Below are 12,452 nucleotides of genomic sequence, written 5' to 3'. Positions count from 1 at the left end.
ATTCGTTAAGAGGAGGTTTTAAAATTGAAAGTGAGCTTATTTATTACATGTTTAATTGATACTTTCCAGCCGAATGTCGGTAAGGCAACAGTTGAGATACTTGAACGCCTTGGTTGTGAAGTATCATTTCCTACATCACAAGTATGTTGTGGCCAGCCCGCCTATAATAGTGGCTATGCTGCCGAAGCCAAGCAAGCAGCGAAAAATATGATTCAAACCTTTGAAGATGCAGAGTATATAGTAACTCCCTCTGGTTCTTGTGCAGCGATGTTCCACGAATATCCACATATATTCAAAGGAGATGTTCAATGGGAGGAGCGAGCAAGGCGTCTTGCTGAGAAAACGTATGAACTAACTCAATTTATCGTAGAGGTTTTAAAGGTTACAGATGTAGGGGCACGTTTAAAAGGGAAAGCGACCTATCATACATCTTGTCATATGACACGTTTGCTAGGTGTGAAGGAAGCACCTTTTACGCTGCTTTCTAATGTAAAAGAATTAGAAGTTGAGCACCTTCCCAACGCCCAAAATTGCTGTGGATTTGGTGGAACTTTTTCTGTGAAAATGATGCCAATATCTGAACAAATGGTAGACGAAAAAGTAGAAAGTGTTGAACAGACAGGTGCGGACTATTTAATTAGTGCAGATTGTGGATGTTTAATGAATATTGGAGGACGAATAGAACGTTTAGGAAAATCAGCGCGGGTACTGCATATTGCAGAGGTATTAAATAGCCGTTAATTCAAGGGAGGGAACACGACATGAGCATGAAAATTAGTGATAAAAAATTTAATGAACGTATTGATAAAGGAATCCAAGATTCTACGATGCGTGAAGCTGTGTCTACAGCTCAAGAACGCCTGTATACACGTCGTTTGGCAGCTAGTGAAGAGCTTGGGAACTGGGAAGAATGGCGCGATTTAGGGGAGCAAATCCGTCAACACACGCTGGAGAATTTAGATTATTACTTAATGCAATTAAGTGAAAATGTTACAAAACGCGGGGGACATGTCTTTTTTGCGAAAACAAAAGAAGACGCCGCTCAGTACATTAAGGAAGTTGCAGAAAAAAAACAAGCCAAAAAAGTTGTTAAATCCAAATCAATGGTAACCGAAGAAATAGAAATGAATAAAACATTAGAAGACATAGGTTGTGAAGTGGTAGAAAGTGACCTTGGCGAATACATTTTGCAAGTTGATGATCATGAACCACCTTCCCACATCGTAGCGCCGGCTCTTCATATGAAAAAAGAACAAATTCGTGATGTATTTCAAGAAAAACTAGGTTATGGAAAGTCGGAAGATCCTTACGAGATGACAAAATTTGTTCGTAAAATCCTGCGCGAAAAATTTCTTGAAGCAGAAATCGGTGTCACCGGTTGCAACTTTGCCGTTGCAAATACAGGATCAATCTGTTTAGTGACCAATGAAGGAAATGCAGACCTTGTCACTGCTATTCCAAAAACGCAAATCGCTGTAATGGGAATGGAACGTCTTGTACCAACAATGGAGGAGCTGGATGTACTCGTTGGATTGCTTTGCAGATGTGCAGTAGGGCAAAAGCTAACGAGTTACATTACGACAGTAGGGCCTAAATATGAAGAAGAGGCAGATGGTCCAGAAGAATTTCACCTTGTTGTCGTTGATAACGGCCGTTCTGAAATCTTAGGGTCTGAGTTCCAACAAGTATTACAATGCATCCGTTGTGCAGCATGTATTAATGTATGTCCAGTATATCGTCATGTCGGAGGACATTCTTATGGCTCTATCTATCCGGGGCCAATTGGTGCAGTATTAAGTCCACTATTAGGTGGATATGACGATTATAAAGAACTGCCATATGCATCAACTCTTTGTGCAGCATGTACTGATGCTTGTCCAGTTAAAATTCCGCTACACGAACTACTTTTAAAACATCGTCAAGTAATTGTTGAAAAAGAAGGACGTGCTCCACTCGGTGAGAAACTTGCGATGAAAATGTTTGGAATGGGAGCATCATCTGCTGCTCTATACAAACTAGGTACAAAAATGGCACCTACAGCTATGAAGCCCATTGTATCAGGAAATCGCGTCTCCAAAGGAATTGGCCCATTAAAAAATTGGACTGAAATTCGAGAATTCCCAGCTCCAAGTAAAGAACGTTTTCGAGACTGGTTTGACAATCATAAAAAAGGTGGTGAAAAGTAATGAGAGGAACAGCTCAAAATCAGGAAGTTTTTTTAAATCATGTGGCTAAACAGCTGGGACGGGAAAGACGAATAAGTGGTGTTGTACGTCCAGAGTGGAAGAATAACGTAAATTGGGATGTAATGAAAGGTTATACAGAAAAGGAGTTAATCGCTACGTTCACAGAGCACTGCAGCAAAATTCATACTACTGTTTTTGAAACAACAAAAGATCACTTAGCTGAAGCTTTAAAGAAAATTGTTGCTGAACATGGCGGGGGCCCTGTAATGACAGCCCAAGATTCACGTTTCAAAGAATATGGCTTAACAGATTTACTTGAAAAAGAATGGCCGGAAGAAAATATAGAGGTACATGTATGGGATTCAAAAAAAGGACGTGAAGCGAATCATTCCCTCGCCGAAAAAGCCAATTTTGGTATTACATTCAGTGACTATGCACTTGCTGAGTCAGGAACAATTGTTGTAAAAACTCATGAGGGACAAGGGCGGGCACTTCACTTTTTGCCGACTGTCTATGTCACGATTATCCCGCGTGAAACGATTGTGGCACGTATTACACAGGCTGTTTCTGACCTAAACCAACGTGTGGAAAAGGGAGAGGCTGTTGCTTCTTGTATTCACTTTATTTCGGGACCAAGTAATTCTGCAGATATCGAAATGAATTTGGTCGTGGGTGTGCATGGACCTTTAAAAGCTTTTTATTTTATTGTGTAAGGTTGGTTGATATAAAAAATAGAGCTTCCATTTGGAATCTCTATTTTTTATTGTAGTAAGGAGAGCAGGGGGGAGGCAGAAAAATAGCCAAGCTTCTCAAAGAAAGCTTGGCTATTTTTTTAAGCGCTGTATCGTTCCTTTTCAATTTCTTTTAATGATTTTCCTCTTGTTTCTGGCGCCATGACTAATCCAATAATTGCAGCAATTACAAGAAACCCAATCATAATAGAACCTGATATTTTAAATCCTAATGTAGAAATCATCGTTGGAATCACAAGTGATATAAGGCCAACGGCTACACGCGCTGTACAAAAAAGGAATCCTTGTGCCTTTGCACGGTATTTTGTATGAAATAACTCACTTGACCAAAGACCATAAAAAGCTTGAGCACCAAAACCAGCTGCAGTTCCCCATAATATTACAAATATAAGCAGTTCAGTCATGCCCATTCCGCCGTACGTAAGAGTAGCCCAAGCAGCAATCCCCATTGCCGCTCCTATGCCATACAATACACGTCTGTTCACTTTATCACCTAGTTTAATAAAGACAAAGTACGTTCCTAAAACGGTCAAAATCCATAAAAACGCTTGTAATAAATTTGCTTGTGATGATGAAAGCCCTCCAACGGTCTGATAAATATACGGCATGAAGTATCCCATTACACCAGCTACTAAGTTCCAGAAGCAATAGATCCCTAGTAATAAAATAATGGCATGACGGTTTGCTTTGATTGTGAATAATTCTTTGACTGGACTTTTTAATTTTTCACCATTTGCTTTTTGATTCACTTCTTTTTGTTTTTCTTCTTCCCATATTTTTGATTCACTAATTTGTTGTTGCATAATCCAAGTAATTAAAGCGATTACAAATAATTGACCAAAAATAATTCGGCTTCCTAAAAGACCTAATGGGGCCAAGGCGACAGAGAGGAGTAACGAAATAGCTGGACCAACCGACCACGCTAACTGTCCCCATCCTACACGAGATGCACGTTCATTTTCAGGCGCTTCTTCTGCTATATACGTCCAAGCAGCTGGAATGGCAGCTCCTACGGCTACTCCAGTAATAATGTATCCAGCTAACAACATGGGGAAGTTAAAAGACAACATCGTTAATAAGACACCAAACATATAGACCAATAAATCGTATTTATAAATTAACTTTCGGCCATATTTATCAACCAGAACGCCTCCTATGAGGGCTCCTGCAGCTGAAGCAAATCCATTAGCACTCAGCGCTCCTAATAATCCCAGTTTAAAATCATTTAAGTTTAAATATTCCATCCAGAGTGTCAGGCCGCCAGCAGCAGCTACGATGGATGCTGCCTCCAAATAATTTGACATTGCTACAGTAATAGTAGACTTTAATCCGCCTTTTGCATTACCAGCCATATTTAAATCTCCTCTCAAGTACCTTCAAACGATGATACATCCGTTTGAATGCCTGTATTTTCGCTGTCTTTGTTTTCCTAAAAAATTATGCTAAGTAAAACAATTCATTTAAATCTACAGAGCGTGGACTGTTATCTGAATTTGTCTCCATGATAGGCGCCATGTAATCCCACCATTTTTTACAAATATCACTTTTAGCCATCTGGTTCCATCTATCTTCATTTTCGATTTCCAAATAAGCAAACAATTGACCACTTTCTTTTTCTAAGAAAATAGAATAGTTATGAGCACCATGCTGTTTTAATGCCTCAACCATTTCCGGCCATATTTCATCATGTCGACGTTTGTATTCATCAAATTGATCCTTGTGTACAAACATAATACTGGCTTTTCTTATCATCTCTCTCGCTCCTTGTACTGTAGAATAAATGAAAAAAATAAAGAAAGCGTTTGCAAAAAGCAATTTAATCTTCACAATAAATTGATTTTTTCCCCTGATTTCTGCAAAATCTTTATTTTTCTTTGTTTATATGGTCATATTATTATAAAAACAAAAATAAAACAACATTTTTTTATTATTGGTTTTTGTTAATGTTGATTACGAGAGGGGTTCATCATAAATAAGGCAAGGTAAAATTGTGGATATAGAAAAAGACAAACCTAGATAGGTTTGTCTTGAACACGTATATACACAGAAAAGGAGAGACCTTAATCTTCTATTTGGATTGACTATGAAGCAGATTCACTCATCAAGGCTACAGAAGTAACATTAATATTTTTATCACGTAAAATGGCATGTGCATCATTGCTTAGTTTATCGTCAACAATAATGCGGCTAATATCACTTAATGAAGAGATATGAGAAAATTCACGGTATCCAAACTTACTAGAGTCGACCATTAAAATGGTTTCATGTGACCGTTCAATCATTTTTCTTTTTAAGAGAGCCTGCCACTCATTTGAATCACTTAAACCGCTATTTAAGTCGATACCCTTACAAGATAAGAACACTTTATTCACATGATAATTTTCCAGTGAGCGCTCTGCTAGAGGTCCTACGTAGGATAACGATTTAGGAAGGAGGAGACCTCCTGTTGAGATCACCTGAATTTTTTCTTTCTTACTTAATTCTATGGCCACCTTAATGGAGTTGGTGATAACAGTCAAAGGAATATTCGGAAGGATTTTTGACATGTACCATGCAGTGGTACTTGCGTCAAGGATAATACGGTCGCCTTCTTCAACTTGCTTCACAGCTTCACGTGCAATCACTTTCTTTTCTAATACATTCGTAATTTCTCGCTCTGAAAAATCAACTTCTGATTCTTTTTCCTCAATACTAACTGCTCCGCCGTGGCTTCGCCGCAACTTATTTTCTTTCTCTAATTTTTCAAGATCACGGCGAATCGTTTCATCTGTCACAGAAAAAATTTCGCTTAATTCTGAAACACGAATGCTGGATCGTAAATTAACTAAATCTACTATTTTTTGATGTCTTTCAGCTAATAACATGTGTAACTTCCTTTCGCTTTTAATGAATAAAAGAAAAACAGCATAAAATTGCCTATAAGGTTGTTGTTTTGTTTTTATTTTTGTTTGTTTTCATCATAACATACTTATAACTTCAAAAAAATGATCTTAAACAGCAGCAAGGTTTAGTATTTAACGCGAATGAAATAGCATTGTATCAATCATAAAATAACCACTTATATCACAATCAAAACAAACATAAACAAAGATAAAATGTTTGTTTGTGTTGACTTAATGTGTTTCTCAAAGTAATATGAGGATGTAAACGCTTTTGCATGAGTTTATCAAAAGAATAATTTTTATTTAGAAAGATATATATCAATGAAAACAAGGGAGAAGATGGAGATGAAAGACCTTTTGACAAAGAAAAATATACTAAAAGCACCTTTCCTTCAAGAAATGACCAAAACGACAGCAAACCTATATCGCTTAGGTTGGGATGAACGAAATGGCGGGAATATTAGTTATTTATTAAAAGAGGACGAAGTAGCAGAGTACCTTGACGTTCATGATGTAAAACGAACGGTGCCGATGATTTTTGATGGCACTGAGTTAGCAGGGAAATATTTTATTGTGACGGGTTCGGGGAAATATTTTAAAAATGTAATAGATGATCCAGCCGCTAACCTTGGTATTATTCGTATAACTGAAGATGGCAAATCGCTTGATATTTTATGGGGGTTAGAAGAGGGAGGCGTTCCAACAAGTGAGCTTCCATCACATTTAATGAGCCATATTGAAAGATTAAAAGCAGATCCAAACCATCGTGTGATCATGCACTGTCATGCAACAAACCTTATAGGTATGACATTCACACACAGCTTGGATGAAGTAGCATTTACAAAAACTTTATGGCAGATGTGTACCGAATGCATTGTTGTATTCCCAGAAGGAATTGGTATTATTCCATGGATGGTTCCAGGAACTGATTCAATTGGAGAAGCTACAGCTGCAAAAATGAAAGATGTTCGTTCAGTTATTTGGCCACACCACGGAATTTTTGGTGCTGGAACTACAATGGATGAGACATTTGGGTTAATTGAAACAGCTGAAAAAGCTGCGGAAGTATACACAGTTGTATGTGCACAAGGAAGCGTGAAACAAACCATTACAGATCAACAGCTTCAAGACTTGGCAGATGCATTTGGTGTTGTGCCAAGACAAGGAGTTTTAAATCTATAAAAATAGTCTTTCCTACAATCCAATATTAGGAGGTTTCAGTAATGAACTCACAAACCAATGTTAAACAATTTCAAATGTACATTAATGGAGAATTTGTAAATGCTAGCTCGGGCGAAGTGATACAGGTGTTAAATCCGGCAACTGAAAAAGTGATTTCAGAAGTGCCAAGTTGTTCTAAAGAAGAGGTTCAAGAAGCGATTGAGTGTGCAGAAGCTGCACAAAAAGAATGGAAAAAGAAACCGGCTGCTGAGCGTGCAAAGTATTTAACACGTTTAGCTGAAGAAATTCGAAAAAATAGAGATTTTCTTGCACGCGTCATCTCAGAAGAACAAGGAAAAGTACTTGCTCTCTCTACTACAGAAGTTGATTTTACTGCTGACTACATTGATTATATGGCAGGTTCAGCAAGGACGTACGAAGGGGAAATTCTTCAAAGTGACAGACCAAATGAAAATATAATGATCTTTAAAGAGCCAATCGGGGTTGTCGCTGGCTTTTTACCATGGAATTTCCCATTCTTCCTTGTAGCGAGAAAGGCTGCGCCTGCATTGGTAACAGGGAATACCATTGTCATTAAACCTAGTAGTGATACGCCAAATAATGCAATAGAATTTGCAAAATTAGTAGATAAAGTGGGTATTCCAAAAGGGGTATTCAATCTTGTAACAGGGCGCGGGGGTACAGTGGGAGACGAACTTGCTTCAAATGAAAAGATTGGTTTAGTCAGTTTAACAGGGAGCGTGGATGCAGGTGTAAGTGTCATGAAAGCTGCAGCTCAAAATGTAACAAAAGTCAGTCTAGAGCTTGGCGGTAAAGCACCAGCTATTGTAGCAGAAGATGCAGACATAGATTTAGCCGTGAAAGCAATTGTCGACTCACGTATCATTAATACGGGACAAGTATGTAACTGTGCTGAACGCGTGTATGTTCATGAAAGTATCGCCGATCCATTTATCAAAAAAATTGTCACATCAATGAAAAATGTGAAATATGGCAATCCTCTCGAAGATGAAGGTTTAGATATGGGACCACTTACAAATAAGCAAGCAATAGAATCAATTGAAGCGATGGTAAACCGAGCTATTGAAGAAGGGGCCCAAGTGTTAACTGGTGGAAAACGTGCAGATGTGACACCTGGATATTACTATGAACCAACGGTCCTCGTGAATGTAAAACAAGATTCAGAAATTGTACAGGAAGAAGTATTTGGACCGGTTCTCCCAATTATGACGTTTAAAGATTTAGATGAAGCAATTGAGCTTGCGAATGATTGCCAATATGGATTAACATCATCTATCTTTACACAGAATTTAGATACAGCGATGCGTGCTGCAAATGAGTTACTATTTGGAGAAACGTACATTAACCGTGAAAACTTTGAAGCCATTCAGGGATTCCACGCAGGTCGTAAGAAATCTGGAATTGGCGGAGCAGATGGTAAACATGGTTTAGAAGAATTTTTACAAACTCATGTTGTTTATTTGCAGCATAACTCAAACAAAAAATAAGAGAAAGACAACTTAATATTCCATGAGATTTATCAATGTTCTAAGAGTATCTCAAGAGAGATGCTCTTTTTCTTGACTGAATGTACAATCCCTTTTGCCTAAAAGTACAATTTCACTCAACGTCTAACTATTTTTTCATTTGTTCTTCTCCCCAATAGCAAATCGCATCTAATACAGGGATCAATGATAATCCCTTTTCCGATAAACTATATTCTACTTTTGGAGGCACTTGAGGATATTCTTTACGATTAATTAACTGATCTGCTTCAAGCTCTTTTAGTGTATTGGTTAATGTTTTAAAAGAGATTGCCCCAAGCATTCGTTTCAACTGATTATAGCGAATAGGCGCATTGTTTGCATATAAAGCATACAGTACCGTCATCTTATATTTCCCACCAATTAATGATAAAGTGTACCCAAATCCAGTTTCTTTTAGATCAACATGAGCTGTAAAGGATTCTTTGGTCATTTTACACTCTCCTTTAGGTTAGTATCGCACTTTAATTACCGTACTTGTAGTACGTTATAGCATACAATAAAATGAATGTACATCAAAATATGATGAAAATAACAAAAAAGGGTGAATGAATCATGAAAACAATTGTCTATGCACATCCTTGGGATGGAAGCTATAATCATGCCATTTTGACTTCCATTACAGAAAATCTAGAAACAAAGAGAGAACCATTTCAAGTGATCGATTTATATAAAGATGGGTTTAATCCCGTTTTTTCAGCTGAGGAATTGAAGTATTTTCATAAAGGAGAAACGCCTGATCAATTAGTTAAGGATTATCAAAAGAAATTAAGTCAGTCAACTGAATTAATATTTATATTTCCTGTCTGGTGGTGGGATTTACCTGCAATTTTAAAAGGATTTATTGATAAAGTCATGTTAAGAGGTTTCGCATTCTTGGAAGATAAAAACACTGGGGCTTTAAAAGGTTTATTGACAAATATTAAAAAAACAACCGTGATCTCAACATCTACAACAGATAAGGATTATATAGAATCTGAAGGTGGGAATGCGATTCAAAGCGTTTTTATTAACAGAACTCTTGCTGACTTGGGAATTAAAAACGAAGACACCAAATGGATTCATTTTTCGAGAGTTAACTTAACAACAGATGAAAAGAGGAAAGTATTTTTAAACGAAATATCCCAACGTATTTAATTTACTGTAGCAGCCAATAAGGAAAGGCACAACCTTTACGACTGATCTAATTTATTGAGAAGGTGGTAGAGGTTGTGAAATTAAATATCGACACTCAAATATGTATTCTCATTTCTTAGTTTACATAATATATATTCTAGGAAGTTAAACAACCAATGAATTTCTCTTGTCTCAAAATTAAGTATACTCATCTTATTGAGACAAAATAGAAAAAATCAAAATCCAACGTTATTCGCGAGATACCGCCGCCAATCCATACATGGTTTCCAATGGTGACTGGTTTGCCGAATTCAATGCCTTTTGCACGTTCTATCGGGTCAAGCGGGTGTCCAGCCGTATAAATATGTACATTCGGACCTAATAAACAGTGATGTCCAATGGTAATTTTGCACACGTCTAATAACACTGCATCAAAATTTGCAAAAAAATGCTCACCAATCTCGATATTGTATCCGTAATCGCACTGCAGTCTTCCTTCAAAAACGACATCATTTCCGCAAGCGCCTAATAATTCCTTTAAAATGGATGTTCTTTTTTCTTGCTGATTGGTTTGCTGATATGCGTATGTCAATTGTCTAGCTCTTTCACGATCTGCGATCAGTGTTTGGTCACTAGATACATAATGTTCTCCTTGGATCATTTTTTCCTTTTCACTTTTCATGTTGATCTCCTCCTCCCTTCTATTTATACCGATGCGATATGATTACATCCTACCGTCCCCTTTATGTTTATTTTACCTTCTCATCATAAGAATTGGAAAGGAATGATTTCTTTTGACTAGAATTGACCTTGTTCCTCCAGCAAGTTATTTACGAATCAGCAAGTCTCATTTATAATCGAGTAGATTTGTTCAATAACATATATATCTTTAAATGTGAGGGATTAGATGGAATTAAAGTGGTATAAAGCAATTATTGTGATCTTTACGATGTCTGGGATCTCCATTTCTACATGGTTTTCACGGACACCGGAAGTGAGAGATCTATTACATGCAAACACAGGAACAATGGGACTTATTTTACTCGGTTTATCCGTTGGTTCAATTGTTGGGCTTGTTCTTTCAAATGTATTCGTCCGCAAAAAAGGCGGACGAGTGGCGATTGTGATCAGTGCTTTTTTGATGTTCCTTGGATTCACTACTCTTGCCATTGGTTCAACACTCTCTTCTATCTTTGTCGTCACTTCTGGTCTTTTTCTTTTTGGCGCAGGCTCTGGCATGTGCAATGTAGCGATGAACTTAGAAGGAACAGAGATTGAGTACAGCATCAAGAAAACCATTCTGCCTATATTGCATGCTTCCTTTAGCATTGGGACTTTAATTGGAGCAGGTGCTGGTATTCTTTTTATCCATTTAGGGGTTTCTGTATTGATACACCTTCTCGCTATTGCCCTTCTGCTGTTCCTCAGCATATTGATTTGTACTCGGTTTATTCCGCACGGGACAGGAAAGGATCAGCATGAGAAACAGTCCGATACAGTTGAGCCTACTCAAACGGCATGGCTGAACAAACGAACAATATCTCTTGCGATGATCGCCTTATGTCTTGCGTTTGTCGAAGGCTCCGCCAATGATTGGATTCCACTTGCAATGGTGGATGGCTACCAAGTTTCACATTCCATGAGTACAGTCATCTATGCTTTGTTTTTGTGCGGCATGATTAGCGGCAGACTGATCAGCGGACGTTTGATCGATCGCTTTGGCAGAGTATTATTGCTAAGAGTTGCGATTTTATCAGCAGCTGCCGGCCTATTCTTAGTCATTTTGAAGATTTCACTTGTTGTATGTATGATATCAATCTTTTTATGGGGACTTGGCGCATCTTTAGGCTTTCCGCTGACCATTTCTGCAGCTGGCGATGATAGCCGGTACGCTGTCAAACGCGTTAGTATTGTGACCTTATCTGGTTACACAGCCTCCCTTTCCGGTCCTCCTATTTTAGGTCTGCTTGCCAATCAGGTTGGACTGCTTCATGCCTTTATTTTTGTTCTATTTGCCATATGTATTGCAGGAATCTTTACTAAAGCTGTAGCAAAACCACATTCATTACAAGCGACTAAAAGTGTCTGATCCTTGATCATGGCACTTTTTTTAAATTTAAAAAATAAAATTGAAACCTTTCATGAAGTGAAACAGTCCTATAGATGTCGTAATGTTTATCGCTTTTTTAAAGAGGGAAAGTAAAAAAATAAGACTTTTCAAATAACTGAAAACGTGGTAAGATCATGAAAATAACCAGGAAGGGGTGAGAAAAATGAAAAAAAATATGCTATTAAAATTAGGTGTTTTATGCATAGCACTTGCAAGTTTTCATTTGTTCTCAATGCCTCATTCCGTTCAGGTATACCATCATGCTAAGGTGGTTGCCGATCAAGAATCACATGAAATGAAAATCGTCCAGACAATGGGCGATGAAAAGAAACAAAAACATGTGAACGCAGTATTTGCCGCATTTACAGCACTGCTGATTATTGGCAGTATGACAGCTGGATTTGCACGCATCACTCATACTGATCGATTTGACCGGAAAAAGAAGCATTTACTTGCAGTGTTCTATCAATCTTCTTATTTCCGACAAGCTCGTGTTTAACCCAACCATCTAAATCAAAACAAAAATTGGGAGGTTTTACACGATGTTATTTTTCTTAAGAATTTTCATTCTAGGTCTTTTCTCTGTCACTTCACTTTCTCTTTTCGTCTACCAAGGAATTGAAGTAGTGCACGCCATTACAAGCATGTTTGGCAACCACGAGAGCTAAATGACCCGTATA

General features: G+C 37.8%; 14 protein-coding genes. 9 read left to right on the top strand and 5 right to left on the bottom strand.

Annotated features, from left to right (window positions below; all coding sequences use genetic code 11):
• The first annotated feature begins 24 nt into the window (after positions 1-24).
• The 3 genes from ASE42_RS09865 to ASE42_RS09855 are packed head-to-tail and all read left to right on the top strand — an operon-like array spanning position 25 to position 2,899.
• Entirely contained in the window at positions 25-741 is a 717-nt protein-coding gene (locus ASE42_RS09865; RefSeq protein ID WP_056766621.1) for a (Fe-S)-binding protein, read from the top strand.
• A gap of 20 nt (positions 742-761) precedes the next feature.
• Positions 762-2,186: a LutB/LldF family L-lactate oxidation iron-sulfur protein gene (locus ASE42_RS09860; protein ID WP_056766619.1), complete on the top strand. Its 1,425-nt coding sequence runs from the start codon at positions 762-764 to the stop codon at positions 2,184-2,186.
• Positions 2,186-2,899, top strand: coding sequence for a LutC/YkgG family protein (locus ASE42_RS09855; protein ID WP_056766617.1), 714 nt, complete (start codon positions 2,186-2,188; stop codon positions 2,897-2,899). Before ASE42_RS09860 ends, ASE42_RS09855 begins: the two co-directional genes overlap by 1 nt.
• Positions 2,900-3,018: 119 nt before the next feature.
• On the opposite strand, the gene ASE42_RS09850 is transcribed toward ASE42_RS09855, so the two are convergent.
• The 3 genes from ASE42_RS09850 to ASE42_RS09840 form a co-directional block, all read right to left on the bottom strand.
• Positions 3,019-4,290 carry an MFS transporter gene (locus tag ASE42_RS09850; RefSeq protein ID WP_056766615.1) on the bottom strand — a complete coding sequence of 424 codons (1,272 nt, stop codon included), beginning with the start codon at positions 4,288-4,290 and terminating at the stop codon, positions 3,019-3,021.
• A gap of 85 nt (positions 4,291-4,375) precedes the next feature.
• Positions 4,376-4,690, bottom strand: a complete 315-nt coding sequence (gene rhaM, locus ASE42_RS09845; protein WP_056766886.1) for an L-rhamnose mutarotase — start codon at positions 4,688-4,690, stop codon at positions 4,376-4,378.
• A gap of 329 nt (positions 4,691-5,019) precedes the next feature.
• On the bottom strand, positions 5,020-5,802 hold the full coding sequence (locus ASE42_RS09840; protein WP_056766613.1) for a DeoR/GlpR family DNA-binding transcription regulator: 783 nt from the start codon (positions 5,800-5,802) through the stop codon (positions 5,020-5,022).
• A 363-nt stretch (positions 5,803-6,165) separates the two neighbouring features.
• Between ASE42_RS09840 and rhaD the strand changes: the two genes are divergently transcribed.
• Both rhaD and aldA read left to right on the top strand, forming a co-directional pair.
• Positions 6,166-7,002, top strand: a complete 837-nt coding sequence (gene rhaD / locus ASE42_RS09835; protein WP_056766611.1) for a rhamnulose-1-phosphate aldolase — start codon at positions 6,166-6,168, stop codon at positions 7,000-7,002.
• A gap of 41 nt (positions 7,003-7,043) precedes the next feature.
• Positions 7,044-8,510, top strand: coding sequence for an aldehyde dehydrogenase (aldA, locus tag ASE42_RS09830; protein ID WP_056766610.1), 1,467 nt, complete (start codon positions 7,044-7,046; stop codon positions 8,508-8,510).
• Between the two features lie 127 nt (positions 8,511-8,637).
• Here aldA and ASE42_RS09825 read toward each other — a convergent pair whose 3' ends face one another.
• A complete protein-coding gene (locus ASE42_RS09825; protein ID WP_056766608.1) occupies positions 8,638-8,979 on the bottom strand; it encodes a winged helix-turn-helix transcriptional regulator in 342 nt (113 codons plus the stop codon).
• A 122-nt stretch (positions 8,980-9,101) separates the two neighbouring features.
• On the opposite strand from ASE42_RS09825, the gene ASE42_RS09820 reads away from it, so the two are divergent.
• Positions 9,102-9,683: an NAD(P)H-dependent oxidoreductase gene (locus ASE42_RS09820; RefSeq protein WP_056766607.1), complete on the top strand. Its 582-nt coding sequence runs from the start codon at positions 9,102-9,104 to the stop codon at positions 9,681-9,683.
• 187 nt (positions 9,684-9,870) lie between these two features.
• Here the strand turns inward: ASE42_RS09820 and ASE42_RS09815 are convergent, their stop codons facing one another.
• Positions 9,871-10,344 (bottom strand): sugar O-acetyltransferase, encoded by a 474-nt coding sequence (locus ASE42_RS09815; RefSeq protein ID WP_082580700.1) that lies wholly within the window; start codon positions 10,342-10,344, stop codon positions 9,871-9,873.
• A gap of 225 nt (positions 10,345-10,569) precedes the next feature.
• Here ASE42_RS09815 and ASE42_RS09810 point away from each other — a divergent pair, with 225 nt between their 5' ends.
• The 3 genes from ASE42_RS09810 (at position 10,570) to ASE42_RS19355 (ending at position 12,440) form a co-directional block, all read left to right on the top strand.
• A complete protein-coding gene (locus ASE42_RS09810; RefSeq protein WP_056766605.1) occupies positions 10,570-11,751 on the top strand; it encodes an MFS transporter in 1,182 nt (393 codons plus the stop codon).
• Positions 11,752-11,935: 184 nt separating this feature from the next.
• The gene (locus tag ASE42_RS09805) at positions 11,936-12,271 is read left to right on the top strand and encodes a hypothetical protein (protein ID WP_024425150.1); all 336 of its coding nucleotides are present in this window, start codon (positions 11,936-11,938) and stop codon (positions 12,269-12,271) included.
• Positions 12,272-12,314: 43 nt separating this feature from the next.
• Positions 12,315-12,440 carry a hypothetical protein gene (locus ASE42_RS19355; protein WP_254966705.1) on the top strand — a complete coding sequence of 42 codons (126 nt, stop codon included), beginning with the start codon at positions 12,315-12,317 and terminating at the stop codon, positions 12,438-12,440.
• Positions 12,441-12,452 lie beyond the last annotated feature (12 nt).

This window comes from Bacillus sp. Root920 (assembly GCF_001429445.1).
In the GTDB taxonomy this organism is placed as follows: Bacteria; Bacillota; Bacilli; order Bacillales; family Bacillaceae; genus Bacillus; species Bacillus safensis.
This window is presented reverse-complemented; position numbering and strand designations above follow the sequence as displayed.